The 16,403-nt window shown below is 74.0% G+C and carries 10 protein-coding genes; 3 read left to right on the top strand and 7 right to left on the bottom strand.

Features of this window, described 5'->3' with window-relative positions; genetic code table 11:
• Nucleotides 1-84: 84 nt before the first annotated feature.
• The 7 genes from ACZ4VA_RS18305 to ACZ4VA_RS18275 form a co-directional block, all read right to left on the bottom strand.
• On the bottom strand, nt 85-921 hold the full coding sequence (locus ACZ4VA_RS18305; protein ID WP_356170303.1) for an HpcH/HpaI aldolase/citrate lyase family protein: 837 nt from the start codon (nt 919-921) through the stop codon (nt 85-87).
• The gene (locus tag ACZ4VA_RS18300) at nt 918-2,219 is read right to left on the bottom strand and encodes a CaiB/BaiF CoA transferase family protein (RefSeq protein ID WP_468082019.1); all 1,302 of its coding nucleotides are present in this window, start codon (nt 2,217-2,219) and stop codon (nt 918-920) included. The genes ACZ4VA_RS18305 and ACZ4VA_RS18300 overlap by 4 nt, the downstream gene beginning before the upstream one ends.
• Nucleotides 2,216-3,118, bottom strand: a complete 903-nt coding sequence (gene rbsK, locus ACZ4VA_RS18295; RefSeq protein ID WP_356170309.1) for a ribokinase — start codon at nt 3,116-3,118, stop codon at nt 2,216-2,218. Before rbsK ends, ACZ4VA_RS18300 begins: the two co-directional genes overlap by 4 nt.
• Nucleotides 3,115-4,497: an ADP-ribosylglycohydrolase family protein gene (locus tag ACZ4VA_RS18290; protein ID WP_468082016.1), complete on the bottom strand. Its 1,383-nt coding sequence runs from the start codon at nt 4,495-4,497 to the stop codon at nt 3,115-3,117. The genes rbsK and ACZ4VA_RS18290 overlap by 4 nt, the downstream gene beginning before the upstream one ends.
• The gene (locus tag ACZ4VA_RS18285; protein WP_389390626.1) at nt 4,485-5,648 is read right to left on the bottom strand and encodes an ADP-ribosylglycohydrolase family protein; all 1,164 of its coding nucleotides are present in this window, start codon (nt 5,646-5,648) and stop codon (nt 4,485-4,487) included. The genes ACZ4VA_RS18290 and ACZ4VA_RS18285 overlap by 13 nt, the downstream gene beginning before the upstream one ends.
• A gap of 7 nt (nt 5,649-5,655) precedes the next feature.
• Nucleotides 5,656-6,882, bottom strand: a complete 1,227-nt coding sequence (locus tag ACZ4VA_RS18280; RefSeq protein WP_468082110.1) for an ADP-ribosylglycohydrolase family protein — start codon at nt 6,880-6,882, stop codon at nt 5,656-5,658.
• Nucleotides 6,883-7,784: 902 nt separating this feature from the next.
• A complete protein-coding gene (locus tag ACZ4VA_RS18275) occupies nt 7,785-8,876 on the bottom strand; it encodes an ADP-ribosylglycohydrolase family protein (protein WP_356238921.1) in 1,092 nt (363 codons plus the stop codon).
• A gap of 311 nt (nt 8,877-9,187) precedes the next feature.
• Here ACZ4VA_RS18275 and ACZ4VA_RS18270 point away from each other — a divergent pair, with 311 nt between their 5' ends.
• The 3 genes from ACZ4VA_RS18270 to ACZ4VA_RS18260 all read left to right on the top strand — a co-directional run bounded on the left by ACZ4VA_RS18270 (nt 9,188) and on the right by ACZ4VA_RS18260 (nt 16,327).
• Nucleotides 9,188-9,919, top strand: a complete 732-nt coding sequence (locus ACZ4VA_RS18270) for a VIT1/CCC1 transporter family protein (protein ID WP_355780975.1) — start codon at nt 9,188-9,190, stop codon at nt 9,917-9,919.
• Nucleotides 9,920-10,281: 362 nt separating this feature from the next.
• Entirely contained in the window at nt 10,282-14,874 is a 4,593-nt protein-coding gene (gltB, locus tag ACZ4VA_RS18265) for a glutamate synthase large subunit (protein ID WP_468082013.1), read from the top strand.
• Nucleotides 14,867-16,327: a glutamate synthase subunit beta gene (locus ACZ4VA_RS18260; protein ID WP_355780980.1), complete on the top strand. Its 1,461-nt coding sequence runs from the start codon at nt 14,867-14,869 to the stop codon at nt 16,325-16,327. The genes gltB and ACZ4VA_RS18260 overlap by 8 nt, the downstream gene beginning before the upstream one ends.
• Nucleotides 16,328-16,403: the final 76 nt, after the last annotated feature.

The raw sequence follows: 16,403 nt of genomic DNA, 5'->3' as shown, positions 1-16,403 counted from the left end.
CGCCGCGGGACGGAGGGCACCGGATCACGGATCCGGTGCCCTCCGTCCGTGTGCCGGGCGGGGAACGCCGCGGGCCCGGACGCCTCACCCGCGGCGGCGGGCCAGCGCCAGCGTCCGCTGGGCGCCCGCCACCACGGCCGCGTCGACGAAACGGCCGTCGGGCAGGGCCTGCGCCCCCGGATGGGCGGCGGCCGCCTTCAGGACCGCCTCCGCCGAGTCGGTCTCCTCCGGGGTCGGGAGATACGCCCGCTCGATGACGGGCAGCTGCCGTGGATGGATGGCGGCGCGTCCGAGGAAGCCCAGCGCGCGCCCGTGGGCACAGGACACGGCCAGCCCGTCCAGGTCCCGGATGTCCGGGTAGATCGACTGGGTGGGCGGCGCCAGACCCGCGGCCCGGGCGGCCACGACCACCCGGGAGCGCGCCCAGTCGAGACCCGCGTCCTCCCGTACGCCGAGGTCCGCCCGCAGGTCCGCCTCGCCGAGCGCGATGCCACGCAGGGCGTGGTGCGAGGTCGCGACCGCGAACGCCTGCTCCACACCGAGGGCCGACTCCAGCAGGGCGTACAGCCGCGGGGCCCCGCCCTCGGCGGGCACGGCGCCCTCCGCCACCCGCACGACGTCCCGCGGCGAGACCACCTTCGGCAGCCGCAGACCGGACAGGCCGGGGAGCCGGGCGAGCAGGTTCAGGTCGGCCTCGGCCAGCGGGCCGTCCAGGGCGTTCACCCGGACGTGGACCGGGACCGGCGGGACCTCGGAGAGCAGGTCCGCCGTGGCCTCGCGGGCGTACTCCTTGCGGTCGGGGGCGACCGCGTCCTCCAGGTCGACGATGACGACGTCCGCGCCGCTGCCGAGCGCCTTGGCCACCACCTCGGGACGGTCCCCGGGCACGTACAGCCAGGTGAGCAGGGGTTCCGGGGTCACAGGGCGCCCTCCGCCCGCAGACCGTCGATCTCCGGCTCCGTCAGGCCGAGTTCGGTGAGCACCGCCCGGGTGTCCGCGCCGTGCGGACGGCCCGCCCAGCGGATCGCGCCGGGGGTCTCGGAGAGCCGGAAGAGGACGTTCTGCATGCGCAGCGGGCCCAGTTCGGGGTCGTCGACGGTGGTGATGCTGTCCAGGGCCGCGTACTGCGGGTCCGCCATGACGTCCCGGACGTCCTGGACGGGCGCCACCGCCGCCTCCGCCTTCTCGAACGCCTCCAGGACCTCCTCACGGGTGTGGCGGGCGATCCAGGTGCCGACGGCCTCGTCCAGGACGTCCGCGTTGCGGGCCCGCTCCGCGCCCGTCGCGAACCACGGTTCGTCGATCAGCTCCGGGCGCCCCACCAGCCGCATCAGCCGCTCGGCGACCGACTGCGCCGACGTGGACACCGCGACCCACATGCCGTCGGCCGTGCGGTAGGTGTTGCGCGGCGCGTTGTTGGCGGAGCGGTTGCCGGTACGGGGCTGGACGTGGCCGAGCTGGTCGTACCAGAGGGGCTGCGGGCCGACGACGGTGAGGATCGGCTCGATGATCGCCATGTCGACCACCTGGCCCGCGCCCGTGCGGTCCCGGGCCGTCAGCGCCGTCATCACCGCGTACGCCGTCGTCAGGCCGGCGATCGAGTCGGCCAGCCCGAACGGCGGCAGGGTCGGCGGGGCGCCCGGTTCGCCGGTGATCGCGGCGAACCCGCTCATCGCCTCCGCCAGCGTGCCGAAGCCGGGGCGGTGCGCGTACGGGCCGAACTGGCCGAAGCCGGTGACCCGGGCGAGCACCAGCCGCGGATTGACGGCCGACAGCTCCTCCCAGCCGAGGCCCCACTTCTCCAGGGTGCCGGGGCGGAAGTTCTCGACGACCACGTCGGCGGTCGCGGCGAGGCGGAGCAGGGTGTCCCGGCCGCCGGGGCTCGACAGGTCGAGGGTGATCGCGCGCTTGTTGCGCCCGAGGAGCTTCCACCACAGGCCGACGCCGTCCTTGGAGGGCCCGTGGCCCCGGGACGGGTCCGGTCTGTCCGGATGCTCGACCTTGATCACCTCGGCGCCGAAGTCGCCCAGCATGGTGGCGGCCAGGGGTCCGGCGAAGAGGGTCGCGAGGTCGAGGACGCGCAGGCCGGTCAGCGGCCCGTCCCGCGTCGGCGTACCGGCACCGGACCGACGCGCGGCGTCCGGACTCCCTTCCGCGCCGGCTTCCGGGCCGGTGCCCGGGGTGTGCCGCGCGGCGCCGTGCTCCGTCCCGGCGCTCATGACGCGGGCCGCGACGCCTGGGCGTCGATCTCGGAACGGCAGGGCATCGAGGACGAGGCGCCCGGCCGCTGCACCGACAGCGCGGCGGCCGCGGAGGCCCAGGCGAGGGCGGACCCCATCGGCCGGCCCTCGGCGATCGCGACGGCGAGGGTGCCGACGAAGGTGTCGCCCGCGCCGGTGGTGTCCACCGCCGTCACCCGCGGCGCCGGGACGCTGATCGGGTCGTGGTCCCGGGCGACGTACAGGCTGCCTCCCGCGCCCATCGTGACGATCACGGCCGGGACCCGGGCGAGCAGGGCCTTGGCCGCCTCCCGGGGCTCGGTGACCCCGCCGAGCGCGACGGCCTCGTGCTGGTTGGCGACCAGCAGGTCGACCGCGTCCAGCAGTTCGGGCGGCAGTGGCCGGACGGGGGAGGGGGTGAGGATCGTGCGGACTCCGTGGGCGCGGGCGGCCTCGGCACCGGCGATCACCGCCGCGAGCGGGATCTCCAGCTGGAGCAGCAGCGCGTCGGCGGCGGCGATGAGGGCCTCGTCGCCGGGGGCCAGGTGGTCGACGGTGCCGTTGGCGCCGGGGATGACGACGATGGCGTTGGCACCCTCGTCGTCCACGACGATGTGCGCGGTGCCGGACGGGCCCTCGGTGGTGCGCAGATGGTCGGTGTCCACGCCCGAGTGTTCGAGGGTGGCGCGCAGTCCGGCGCCGAACGTGTCGGAGCCGACCGCGCCGATCATCGAGACGTCGGCGCCCGCGTGGGCCGCGGCGATGGCCTGGTTGGCGCCCTTGCCGCCGGGGATCGTGCGGAACTCCCGGCCCGTCACGGTCTCCCCGCGCCGCGGGGCCTTGGCGACGTAGGCGACGAGGTCCATGTTCGTGCTGCCGAGCACGGCGATGAGGGTCATGGGCGGCAGGCCTCCTGACGGTTCTGGTGGTGGGTGAGCTGGGCGAGGGTGTCGAAGCCGACGCCGTCGAAGTCGGCGACCGAGGTGGCCAGCCGGTTCTTCAGGGGCGCGGTCCACCGCTCCGGCAGGGCGGCGGGGTCGCGCGCCAGCAGGCCCGCGACGCTGCCCGCCGTCGCGCCGTTGGAGTCGGTGTCCCAGCCGCCCGACACCGCGCGGCAGACGGAGCCGGTGAAGTCGCCGTCCGCGTGGGTGAGCGCGGCGGCGATCAGCGCGGTGTTGGGGACGGCGTGCACCCAGTGGTAGGCGCCGTGCGTGGCGTGCAGTTCGTCCACGACCGTCTCGAAGTCCGCCGTCGTACGGGCGAGTTCGACGGCGTGGCGGACCGCTCCGGCCAGCCGGGAGCCGGCCGGGACGACGGCGAGTCCCGCGTCCAGGCAGGCGTGCACGTCGCTCCGGCCGCCGGCCGCCTCGGCGATGACGGCCGCCGCGAACATCGCCGCGTAGACGCCGTTCGCCGTGTGGGTCAGGACGGCGTCCCGGTGGGCCTGTGCGGCGGCGGCCGCCGGGTTCGCGGGGTTCGTCCAGCCGTGGACGTCCGCGCGGATCAGCGCGCCGATCCATTCGCGGAACGGGTTGCGGTGCCGGGCCGTGCGCGGGGGTTCCACACCGCTGAGGAGGTTGCGGTACGCGACGCGCTCCGCGGTGAACGTGCGGCCGGCCGGAAGTTCGTCCAGCCAGAGGCGGGCCACGTCGGCGGTGGTGAAGCCGCGGCCGTACCGCTGGAGCAACAGCACGTTCAGCAGCGGGTAGTTGAGGTCGTCGTCCTCCGGCATGCCGTCGATGTTCTCGGCGAGGGAGTTCGGCGCGGAGCGCTTGTTCCAGGGGTGGGCCGCCGTCAGTCCGGGTGGCAGCCCGCGGGCCGTGAACCACGTGCTCAGGGGCCAGTTGCCGGTGGCCCGGGCCCGTTCGCGGATCGCGTGCAGGGGGAGCTTCTCCACGGGTCTGCCCAGCAGGCAGCCGACGGCCCGGCCGAGCCAGGCCGCCTCCAGCGCGAGCGGGCCCGGCCCCTCCGCCGGGGCGTCGGCCGCGTCGCGGGCGGGCCAGTCGGGGCAGCGGTCCCTGATCCCGTCGAGCCCGGTCGGCTCCCGGTCCGCCAGGGCGCCGGGCAGGTCGGCCAGTTCGTCGAGCAGGTCCTCGGCGAGGACACGCAGATAGGGGGAGACCGGAGCAGTCGAGGCGCCCGCCCGCTCGGGGGCTCCGGGGCCGCCCGCCGCCCGCCAGCGGGCCGCGACGGCGGCCGCCTCGCGGCCGTCCTCGGCCGCCTGGCGCAGTTCGTGGCCGAGGAGGTCCTCGGGCTGCACCCACGTCAGCCGGAGCATGGCGCCCCCGTGAGCGCGCCGAACGCCGCCTCGTGGGCCCGCCGCCGCCGTACGTCCCGGCCGAAGATCTCGCGGGCGACCTCCGCGAGGGCCGTCGCGGGCGCGTGCAGGTCGAGACGGCTCGCCTCGGCGACCGTCTTCGCCCAGTCCTCGGGGACCGCCGAACCCAGGGCGCCGGCGAGGGCGCCGGACATCGTGGCGATCGAGTCGCAGTCCCGGCCGTAGTTGACCGAGCCCAGCACGGCGTGCCGGTAGTCGCCGCCGGCGACCACCAACATGCCCAGGGCGACCGGGAGTTCCTCGATCGCGTGCAGGCGGGAGGGGCGGCGGGCACCGAGCGAGGGGGAGCGGTAGTCCGGGCCGACCGTGTCGTAGGGGGCGACCGCCTCGCGCAGCGGCCGCAGCGCCGACTCGAAGTCCGTGTGCCGGGCGGCGACTTCGCAGACCGCCTCGACCGCGGCCCGCGTCCCGTCCTTGGCGAGGGCGAGGCACGCCTCGACGACCGAGGCGGGGGTGGCCCCGGGAACGCACGCCGCGGCGACCGCCGCCGCGAAGACGCCCGCCGCCTCGCGGCCGTACGACGACTGGTGGGCGCCGGCGACGTCCAGCGCCTCGGCGTACGCGGCGGCGGGATTGCCCGCGTTGACCAGGCCGACCGGCGCCATGTACATCGCCGCGCCGCAGTTGACGATGTTCCCGGTGCCGGCCTCCCGCGGGTCGACGTGCCCGTAGTGGAGCCGGGCCACCAGCCACTTCTCGGCCAGGAAGATCCGCTGGAGGGGGAGGGCCTCAGCCTCCAGCTCGGGGATCCAGCGCGGGGTGCCCATCAGGTCCGGGACCAGGTGCTCGGCGACCGCGTAGGCGTCGAGGTGGTCGCGGACCGCGGTGTACACGCGGACCAGGGCGTGGGTCATCAGGGTGTCGTCCGTGACGTGCCCGTCGCCCTTGTGGTACGGGGCGATCGGGCGGGCGGTGCGCCAGGTGTCGCCGTTCCAGGGGCCGACGACGCCGTGCACGCGGCCGCCGTGACGTTCGAGGATCTGCTCCGGGGCGTAGCCCTCGACCGGCCCGCCGAGGGCGTCGCCGACGGCGGCTCCGACGAGGGCCCCGGTGATCCGTTCTTCCAGGGTTTCCGTGGTGGTGGGCGTCATGCCCGAATCATCCCCCCGGTGTGCTCAGTTCCGTGGCTGCCAGGAGTCCGGCGAGTTCCACCAGGTCGGTGCCCGTGAGGCGGGGCAGGGCGCAGCCGGAGAGCGTGCGGCAGGCGTCCCGCCAGGCCGCGGGGATCGTGTCGCCGCCGCCGAGCGCGCCGGTCAGCGCGCCCACCAGGGCGGGGGCGGAGTCGGCGACCCGGGACAGGCACGCGGCGGCGGGCACCGCCTCGGCGATCCGGCCCCGCGCGGCGGTCGCGAGGGCGAGGGCGACCGGGACGGTCTCGGCGGCGGCGATGCCGTAGCTGTAGACGTGGTCGACGATCTGGTGCTCCAGCAGGGGGACCAGGCCGAAGGTGCTGTCGGCGCCATGGGCGAGGGCGATCGCGTGCCGGGCGTTGCGTCCGATCTCCGTCGCCTCCGGCAGCTCCGCGAGCGCGGCCGTCACGCAGGCGTCGACGTGCGCCCCGGTCAGGGCGAGCGCGAGCGCGGCGGCCATGGCGCGGGCGCCGTGCACACCGTCGCCGTCCTGGGTGTAGCGGGCGTCGAACTCGGCGAGTTCCGCGGCGAGTCCGGGCTCGCCGGGATGGGCCACGGCGAGCACGCAGGCGCGTACGCAGGCCGCGTCGTCGAAGTAGTGCGGGTTGTCGTGGCCGGTGGCGGGCGGGCGCAGACCGGCGGCGAGGTTGCCGAGGCCGGCCCGGACGGAGATCCGGGCACGCAGCGGCAGGACGGCCGACTCGACCTCCGGGGCGCGTTCGGCCGCGGCGGCGACCTCGCCGGCGACGGCGTTCCACGCCAGGTCGATGGCGGCGCGCATCCGGCGCTCCCGGCTGAGGTCGCCGAGGGCGCCGGCGTCCCCGGCCCGCAGGACCGCCTCCGCCGTGAAGGCCGCCCACTCGGCGTCGTCCGACGGGCCGAGCCGCAGCGGCTCGGGCGGCTGGTTCAGGGCGATCGGCACGGGCAGCGTCGTGGTGGCGTTCTGCTCCGCGAAGGTGTCCAGCTCACGGGTCAGCCGCCGGGTCCACTCGGGCATCCGCGCGGCCCGGTGCCGGGCCGCGGGCCATCCGGCGGCGTCCCCGGCGGCCAGCCCGAGCAACAGCCCCTCGACACGCCGCACCGCCGCCCCACTCCGGACACCCCCCGCCGGACCGACCCCGCCCCCGGGAACCGCCTTGAGGAGGATGACGAGCGGGGGGCCGGGGTGGGGCGCGGGGGTGCCGTCGGTCGGGATGGCCGACGTGGTCACCAGGGTGGTGAGAGGCGGGCGGGAGAGGGCTGAGGGGGCGTCTTCGGCCGGGTCGACGGGGAAAGCCGCCGGGAGGGTGACTGCCGGGTCGGCGTGGGACACGGAGGCGCCGCCGGTCGGCGCGGTCACGAGGGCGGTGAGGGGTGGGCCGGGGGGAGCCGAGAGGGCGTCCTCGGTCAGGGCGGTGAGCGGTGGGCCGGGGGGAGCCGAGGGGAAGTCCTCGCCCGGGACTGCGGGGAGGGCCGCCGGGAGGGTGACTTCCTGGCCGGGACGGAGCGCGGGGGTGTCGTCGCTGAGGGTGGCCGGCGGCGTCACGAGGGCGGTGAGGACCGGGCCGGGGAGGGGTGTGTGGGAATCCTCGGGCAGGTCGGCAAGCGGCGGCCCGGGGAGGGCGGGAGCGGAATCCTCGCCCGGCACGGCGGGGACGGGCTCCGCGATGGTGACTGCCGGGTCGGCGTGGGTCGATGGGGCGTCGCCGGTCGGCGCGGTCACGAGGGCGGTGAGGGGTGGGCCGGGGGGAGCCGAGGGGGCGCCCTCGGTCAGGGCGGGGAGCGGTGGGCCGGGGAGATTCGAGAGGGCGCCCTCGGGCAGCGTGGGGAGCGGTGGGCCCGGGGGAGCCGAGAGTGCGTCCTTGGTCGGGGCGGGGAGCGGTGAGGGGGCGTCCCTGCCCGGGGCCGCCAGGCCGGTCGCCGGGGTGGTGAGCGGCGGGTCTGTTCGTGGTGGAGGGGTCTCCTCGGCCCGGGGTGAGGCCGAGGCGTCGGCCGGGGGGCCGGGGTGTGTCGCCGGGGTGTCGTCGGTGAGCGCCGGGGTCGTCGGGTCGAGGGGAAGTGCGGCGGGGGCGTCGGACGCCGCGCCCTCGCCGGGCTCGTCTCCCACCAGGCCGGGCGTCACGGCCGCACCCCGTCGGTGCCTGCCGCGCCGCGACGCGGGTCCTCGGCGGCGCGGGCCGAGGGGCCGGAGGCGTCCGCGGCCCACCTCTCGTCGTCGTCCGGGGTCAGCAGCTCCGCCACGTCCAGCACGTGGTGGCCCGCCATGGACGGCAGGCAGCTGCCCCGCGCCGGCCCGATGGCGGCCGCCCACTCGGCCGGCACGGAGCGGGCGCCACCCGTGGCGCCGGCCAGCGCCCCGGCCACCGCGGCCGTCGTGTCCGCGTCGCGCCCCATGTTCACGGCCGTGAGGACGGATCCCGTGAAGTCGCCGTCGGCCGCTGCGTACGCGCCGAAGGCGAGGGCGACGGCTTCCGGGGCCAGGTCCGTCCACGGGTAGCCGCCGATGACTACCGCGGAGCGGACCGCGCGTTCGCCCCGGTGGGCGACCGCGACCGCGCGCCGCAGGGACCGGGCCGTCCAGGAGTCGTCCGGGATCACCGCGAGGGCGCAGGCCACGACGGCGATGGTCGGCGCCCCGGTCATCGCCGCCGCGACCCCCGCCGCCACCGCCTGGCCGCCGTAGATGCCCTCGCCCTCGTGGCTGACCGAACCGTCGATCGCCACGAGGCGGGCCGCCTCCGCCGGACGCCCCGCCGCGAAGACGCCGAAGGGGGCCGCGCGCATCGCGAGACCGTCGCTCCAGGCGTGCCGGTGCTGGGCGGAGATCGGCGCCGCCAGCCCCCGGCGCAGGTTCTCCAGGGTGCCCCGTTCGCTGAACCCGGCGCCCCGGAACGGCCCCTCGTCGCGGTCGGCGATCCACTGGTGCCAGGCCGTCTCGACATGGTGCACGGTGAGGGCCGAGCCGTGGCGGGCCAGCAGCAGCCCGGAGAAGATCGCGTACTCGGTGTCGTCGGTGCCGGCCGGGTGCTCGGCGACGTAGCCGGTGATCCGGCCCCACCGCGCCCGGATCTCGGACGGCTTCATGTTCTCGGCGGGCGCCCCGAGCGCGTCCCCGACGGCGAGCCCGAGCAGTGCGCCGCGCGCCCGGTCGCGCAGCGCGGCGGCGTCCTGGGGCGCCGGGACCGAGGGAATGCAGGCGATGGAAGCCATACGGTGCCTCTCTCTCGCGGCTCCCGACACGGCGCGCGGAGCCACAGCGCGGAACCGTGTGCGGCACCAGGGCGCGGAACCGTGCGCGGAACCCTTTGCGGATCTGTCCCACCGGAACGGTTCGGCACTGCCTCGCGGCCCGCAGCGTCACCCGGTCGACAGCTGTGCGGAGTGATCCACGGATGAGCGTCCGAGGGGCAAAGGCGCAGGTTAGCCCAGCCTTTCCTTGCTGGCGGGCGCGAAATTCGGGGCGTACCTTTGTTGTTGTCGAAAAGTAGAACTCGTCCAAAACGCCTGCCTGGGGGACCGCGATGGCCATCATCGACACCGAAGCCGCACTGCACGAAGCCCACCGCGACAACCACACGCACCGCGACGTCACCGGCGGCTGGCTCCGCCCCGCCGTGTTCGGCGCGATGGACGGACTCGTCTCCAACCTCGCCCTCATGACCGGCGTCGCCGGCGGGTCCGTCGCCCACCAGACGATCGTCATCACCGGTCTCGCGGGCCTCGCGGCCGGCGCCTTCTCGATGGCCGCGGGCGAGTACACCTCGGTCGCCTCCCAGCGTGAGCTGGTCGAGGCGGAACTCGACGTCGAGCGGCGCGAGTTGCGCAAGCACCCGCAGGACGAGGAGCGCGAGCTCGCCGAGCTGTACGAGGCACGCGGCGTCGAGCCGGAGCTCGCCAGGGAGGTCGCCAGGCAGCTGTCGCGCGACCCCGAGCAGGCGCTGGAGATACACGCCCGCGAGGAGCTCGGCATCGACCCGGGCGATCTGCCCTCGCCGTCCGTCGCCGCCGTGTCCAGCTTCGGCTCCTTCGCCCTGGGCGCCCTGCTCCCCGTCCTGCCGTACCTGCTGGGCGCGACCGCGCTGTGGCCCGCGCTGGTGCTGGCGCTCATCGGGCTCTTCGCGTGCGGCGCCGTGGTGGCCCGGGTGACGGCGCGTTCGTGGTGGTACAGCGGGCTGCGGCAGCTCGCTCTCGGTGGTGCCGCGGCGGGTGTGACGTACGTCCTGGGCAGCTGGTTCGGTACGGCCGTAGGATAAGGCGCGACGGACTTATGCAAGGGACTGCATAAGTAGTCGTTACTCGGCGGTTTCGAACGCTTAACCACTGGGCATGACCCGTAAGCGCGTGGGCAACGAGGCCCGCGCCGCACCCTGCGCGACGGGCGACGACGCCCGCCGGGCCCGGGTCCGAGGACATCGATCTGTCCGCCGGGACCCCCACACTCCACCGCCGTGCGCGGTACCCCCGCCGCGACCGCGGTGTCCGCATGTTGGAACGAAGTATCCGGTTCCCGAGAACCGCCCCATCATGTAACCTGCACGAAATTTTGCACTCCACCGCAGAGGGCCAACGTCGTCCCTCGGCAATCGCATATGCCACGACGACGACGGGAGAGCCGATGCGTACGCCGCGCCAGCCGTCCCAGCACTCCACGAATGGCCAGAACTGGTCCTTCATGGATGCTCGCCCTGCTGCCCAGGGTATGTACGACCCCCGCAACGAGCACGACGCCTGCGGCGTCGGCTTCGTGGCCACCCTCACCGGCGAGGCGAGCCATGCGCTGGTCGAGCAGGCGCTCACGGTTCTGCGCAACCTGGAGCACCGCGGTGCCACCGGCTCCGAGCCCGACTCGGGCGACGGCGCCGGCATCCTGTCCCAGGTCCCGGACGCCTTCTTCCGTGAGGTGGCGGCCTTCGAGCTGCCCGAGGCCGGTTCGTACGCGGTCGGTATCGCCTTCCTGCCCGAGCACGGCGCCGACGCCGCCGTCTCACAGATCGAGACGTTCGCCGCGGAGGAGGGCCTCACCGTCCTCGGCTGGCGCGAGGTCCCGGCCGCCCCGCAGCTGCTCGGCGCCACCGCCCGCTCGACGATGCCCGCCTTCCGTCAGCTCTTCGTGAGCGACGGCACCAGCGCGGGGATCGAGCTCGACCGCAAGGCGTTCGTGCTGCGCAAGCGCGCCGAGCGCGAGGCCGGTGTCTACTTCCCGTCCCTGTCGGCCCGCACCATCGTCTACAAGGGCATGCTGACCACCGGCCAGCTGGAGCCCTTCTTCCCGGACCTGTCCGACCGCCGCTTCGCCTCCGCGATCGCGCTCGTGCACTCCCGGTTCTCCACCAACACCTTCCCGAGCTGGCCGCTCGCCCACCCGTACCGCTTCGTCGCGCACAACGGCGAGATCAACACGGTCAAGGGCAACCGGAACTGGATGAAGGCCCGCGAGTCGCAGCTCGTCTCCGACCTGTTCGGCAGCGACAAGCTCGACCGCATCTTCCCCGTCTGTACGCCGGACGCCTCCGACTCGGCGTCCTTCGACGAGGTCCTCGAACTGCTGCACCTCGGCGGCCGCTCGCTGCCGCACTCCGTGCTGATGATGATCCCGGAGGCCTGGGAGAACCACGCCTCCATGGACCCGGCCCGCCGCGCGTTCTACCAGTACCACGCCACGCAGATGGAGCCCTGGGACGGTCCCGCCTGCGTCACCTTCACCGACGGCACCCAGGTCGGCGCGGTCCTCGACCGCAACGGCCTGCGCCCCGGCCGCTACTGGGTCACCGACGACGGCCTCGTCGTCCTCGGCTCCGAGGTCGGCGTCCTCGACATCGACCCCGCGAAGGTCGTCCGCAAGGGCCGCCTCCAGCCCGGCCGCATGTTCCTCGTGGACACCGCCGAGCACCGCATCATCGAGGACGACGAGATCAAGGCCGCCCTCGCCGCCGAGAAGCCCTACGCGGAGTGGCTGGAGGCCGGCGAGATCGAGCTGTCCGACCTGCCCGAGCGCGAGCACATCGTGCACACGCACGCCTCGGTCACCCGCCGCCAGCAGACCTTCGGCTACACCGAGGAGGAGCTGCGCGTCATCGTCGCGCCGATGGCCCGGGCCGCCGCCGAGCCGATCGGCTCGATGGGCACGGACACCCCCATCGCCGCGCTCTCGCAGCGCCCGCGCCTGCTCTTCGACTACTTCACGCAGCTGTTCGCACAGGTCACCAACCCGCCGCTGGACGCCATCCGCGAGGAGCTCGTCACCTCCCTGCGCTCCTCGCTGGGCCCGCAGGGCAACCTCCTGGAGCCGACCGCCGCGTCCTGCCGCAGCGTCACCCTCCCGTTCCCGGTGATCGACAACGACGAGCTGGCCAAGCTCATCCACATCAACGCCGACGGCGACATGCCGGGCATGAAGGCCGCGACGCTCTCCGGCCTGTACCGGGTCTCCGGCGGCGGCGACTCGCTGGCCGCCCGGATCGAGGAGATCTGCGCCGAGGCCGACGCCGCCATCGAGAACGGCGCCCGGCTGATCGTCCTGTCCGACCGGCACTCCGACGCCGAGCACGCGCCGATCCCCTCGCTGCTGCTCACCGCGGCCGTCCACCACCACCTCATCCGCACCAAGCAGCGCACCCAGGTGGGCCTGCTGGTCGAGGCCGGCGACGTCCGCGAGGTCCACCACGTGGCCCTCCTCATCGGCTACGGCGCCGCCGCCGTCAACCCGTACCTGGCCATGGAGTCCGTCGAGGACCTGGTCCGCGCGGGCACCTTCCTGGAGGGCATCGAGCCCGAGCAGGCCATCCGCAACCTGATCTACGCCCTCGGCAAGGGCGTCCTGAAGGTCATGTCCAAGATGGGCATCTCGACCGTCGCCTCCTACCGCGGCGCCCAGGTCTTCGAGGCCGTCGGCCTGGACCAGGCCTTCGTCGAGAAGTACTTCAACGGCACCGCGACGAAGATCGGCGGCGCCGGTCTCGACGTCATCGCCAAGGAGGTCGCCGCCCGCCACGCCAAGGCGTACCCGGCCTCCGGCATCGCGCCCGCGCACCGCGCCCTGGAGATAGGGGGCGAGTACCAGTGGCGCCGCGAGGGCGAGCCGCACCTGTTCGACCCGGAGACGGTCTTCCGCCTCCAGCACTCCACGCGCACCCGCCGCTACGACATCTTCAAGAAGTACACGGAGCGCGTGAACGAGCAGTCCGAGCGCCTGATGACGCTGCGCGGCCTGTTCGGCTTCACCTCCGGCCGCGAGCCGATCTCCGTCGACGAGGTCGAGCCGGTCAGCGAGATCGTCAAGCGCTTCTCCACCGGCGCCATGTCGTACGGCTCCATCTCCAAGGAGGCGCACGAGACCCTCGCCATCGCCATGAACCAGCTGGGCGGCAAGTCCAACACCGGTGAGGGCGGCGAGGACGCGGACCGGCTGTACGACCCCGCGCGCCGTTCGTCGATCAAGCAGGTCGCCTCCGGCCGCTTCGGCGTCACCTCCGAGTACCTGGTCAACGCCGACGACATCCAGATCAAGATGGCGCAGGGCGCCAAGCCCGGCGAGGGCGGCCAGCTGCCCGGCCACAAGGTCTACCCCTGGGTCGCCAAGACCCGGCACAGCACCCCCGGCGTCGGTCTGATCTCCCCGCCGCCGCACCACGACATCTACTCCATCGAAGACCTCGCCCAGCTGATCCACGACCTGAAGAACGCGAACCCGCAGGCGCGGATCCACGTGAAGCTGGTCTCCGAGGTCGGCGTCGGCACGGTCGCCGCGGGTGTCTCCAAGGCGCACGCGGACGTGGTGCTCATCTCCGGCCACGACGGCGGGACGGGCGCCTCCCCGCTCACCTCGCTCAAGCACGCGGGCGGCCCCTGGGAGCTCGGCCTCGCCGAGACCCAGCAGACGCTGCTGCTCAACGGCCTGCGCGACCGCATCGTCGTGCAGACCGACGGCCAGCTGAAGACCGGCCGCGACGTCGTCATCGCCGCGCTGCTCGGCGCCGAGGAGTTCGGTTTCGCGACCGCGCCCCTCGTCGTCTCCGGCTGCGTCATGATGCGCGTCTGCCACCTGGACACCTGCCCCGTCGGCATCGCCACCCAGAACCCGGTGCTGCGCGACCGGTTCGCCGGCAAGGCCGAGTACATCGTCAACTTCTTCCAGTTCATCGCCGAGGAGGTCCGCGAGATCCTCGCCGAGCTGGGCTTCCGCTCCATCGAGGAGGCCGTCGGCCACGCGGAGGCGCTCGACGTCACCCGTGCCGTCGACCACTGGAAGGCGCAGGGCCTGGACCTGTCCCCGCTGTTCTACGTGCCCGAACTGCCCGAGGGCGCCGCGCTGCACCAGGTGATCGCGCAGGACCACGGCCTGGAGAAGGCGCTGGACAACGAGCTGATCAGGCTCGCCGGCGACGCACTGGCCGCGAACTCCCAGGCCGACGCCCGCCCGGTCCGCGCCCAGGTCCCGATCCGCAACATCAACCGCACGGTCGGCACCATGCTCGGCCACGAGGTGACGAAGAAGTTCGGCGGCGCGGGCCTGCCCGACGACACCATCGACATCACCTTCACCGGTTCCGCGGGCCAGTCCTTCGGCGCCTTCCTGCCACGCGGTGTCACGCTGCGCCTGGAGGGCGACGCCAACGACTACGTCGGCAAGGGCCTGTCCGGCGGCCGGGTGATCGTCCGTCCCGACCGGGGCGCCGACCACCTCGCGGAGTACTCCACCATCGCGGGCAACACGATCGCGTACGGCGCGACCGGCGGCGAGCTGTTCCTGCGCGGCCGCACCGGCGAGCGCTTCTGCGTCCGCAACTCCGGCGCCACCGTGGTCTCCGAGGGCGTGGGCGACCACGGCTGCGAGTACATGACCGGCGGTCACGCTGTCGTCCTCGGCGAGACGGGCCGCAACTTCGCGGCCGGCATGTCCGGCGGCGTCGCGTACGTCATCGACCTGGACCGCGACAACGTGAACGTGGGGAACGTGGACGCCGTCGAGGCCCTCGACGACGCCGACAAGCAGTGGCTGCACGACGTGGTGCGCCGCCACCAGGAGGAGACGGGCTCGACCGTCGCCGAGAAGCTCCTGGCCGAGTGGGACACCGCGGTGGACCGCTTCAGCAAGATCATCCCCAGCACGTACAAGGCAGTGCTCGCCGCCAAGGACGCCGCCGAGCGAGCCGGTCTCTCCGAGACCGAGATCACCGAGAAGATGATGGAGGCGGCGACCAATGGCTGATCCCAAGGGCTTTCTCAACCACGGCCGCGAGGTCGCGCGCAGCCGCCCCGTCGAGGAGCGCGTGCGCGACTGGAACGAGGTCTACGTTCCCGGCTCGCTGCTGCCGATCATCCCCACGCAGGCCTCGCGCTGCATGGACTGCGGCATCCCGTTCTGCCACAACGGCTGTCCGCTCGGGAACCTCATCCCCGAGTGGAACGACTACGCCTACCGCGAGGACTGGCAGGCTGCGTCCGAGCGCCTGCACGCGACCAACAACTTCCCGGAGTTCACCGGCCGCCTGTGCCCGGCTCCGTGCGAGTCGGCCTGCGTGCTCGGCATCAACCAGCCCGCGGTGACCATCAAGAACGTCGAGGTCTCGATCATCGACAAGGCGTGGGACACCGGGGACGTCAACCCCCAGATCCCCGAGCGCCTCAGCGGCAAGACCGTCGCCGTCGTCGGCTCCGGCCCCGCGGGTCTCGCCGCCGCCCAGCAGCTGACCCGGGCCGGCCACACCGTCGCGGTGTACGAGCGCGCCGACCGCGTCGGGGGCCTGCTGCGGTACGGCATCCCCGAGTTCAAGATGGAGAAGCGGCACATCAACCGGCGTATCGAGCAGATGCGCGCGGAGGGCACCCGCTTCCGGACCGGCATCGAGATCGGCCGCGACCTCAAGGCGACGGACCTGCGCAAGCGGTACGACGCCGTGGTCGTCGCCGCCGGTGCCACCACCGCCCGCGACCTGCCCGTCCCGGGCCGCGAACTGAACGGCATCCACCAGGCGATGGAGTACCTGCCCCTCGCCAACAAGGTGCAGGAGGGCGACTACGTGGCGCCCCCGATCACCGCCGAGGGCAAGCACGTCGTCGTGATCGGCGGCGGGGACACCGGAGCCGACTGCGTGGGCACCGCCCACCGCCAGGGCGCCGCCTCCGTCACGCAGCTGGAGATCATGCCGAGGCCCGGCGAGGACCGCGCCCCGCACCAGCCGTGGCCGACCTTCCCGATGCTGTACAAGGTCACCTCCGCGCACGAGGAGGGCGGTGAGCGGGTCTACTCCGTCAACACCACCCACTTCGAGGGCGACGAGGACGGCAACGTCCAGTGGCTGCACCTCGTCGAGGTGGAGTTCGTCGACGGCAAGCTCACCCAGAAGCCGGGCACGGAGCGGAAGATCCCGGCCCAGCTGGTGACGCTGGCGATGGGATTCACGGGCACGGACGTCCAGAACGGCCTGGTCTCGCAGTTCGGCCTGGAGCTCGACGAGCGCGGCAACATCGCCCGCGACGGCGACTACCACACCAACGTGCCCGGCGTCTTCGTCGCCGGTGACGCGGGCCGCGGCCAGTCGCTCATCGTCTGGGCCATCGCGGAGGGCCGCTCGGCCGCCCGCGGGGTCGACCGCTTCCTGACCGGGGCCAGCGACCTGCCGGCCCCGATCCGCCCGACGGACCGCTCACTGATGGTCTGACGCCCCACCCCACAGTCGTCCCGCACAAAGGCGTGCGGAACTGAACGCGGCGCCTGCCCCGTCCCCGACCGGACCT

Source organism: Streptomyces sp. NPDC028308 (assembly GCF_055565855.1).
Note: the sequence above shows the minus strand (reverse complement) of the source record. Positions and strands in the feature narration are given on the sequence as shown.

Excerpts from the sequence above, each read along its gene's own strand:
- ACZ4VA_RS18300 (WP_468082019.1), bottom strand. The coding sequence starts at position 2,219 with ATGAGCGCCGGGACGGAGCACGGCGCCGCGCGGCACACCCCGGGCACC.
- rbsK (WP_356170309.1), bottom strand. The coding sequence starts at position 3,118 with ATGACCCTCATCGCCGTGCTCGGCAGCACGAACATGGACCTCGTCGCC.
- ACZ4VA_RS18290 (WP_468082016.1), bottom strand. The coding sequence starts at position 4,497 with ATGCTCCGGCTGACGTGGGTGCAGCCCGAGGACCTCCTCGGCCACGAA.
- ACZ4VA_RS18285 (WP_389390626.1), bottom strand. The coding sequence starts at position 5,648 with ATGACGCCCACCACCACGGAAACCCTGGAAGAACGGATCACCGGGGCC.
- ACZ4VA_RS18275 (WP_356238921.1), bottom strand. The coding sequence starts at position 8,876 with ATGGCTTCCATCGCCTGCATTCCCTCGGTCCCGGCGCCCCAGGACGCC.
- ACZ4VA_RS18270 (WP_355780975.1), top strand. The coding sequence starts at position 9,188 with ATGGCCATCATCGACACCGAAGCCGCACTGCACGAAGCCCACCGCGAC.
- gltB (WP_468082013.1), top strand. The coding sequence starts at position 10,282 with ATGCGTACGCCGCGCCAGCCGTCCCAGCACTCCACGAATGGCCAGAAC.
- ACZ4VA_RS18260 (WP_355780980.1), top strand. The coding sequence starts at position 14,867 with ATGGCTGATCCCAAGGGCTTTCTCAACCACGGCCGCGAGGTCGCGCGC.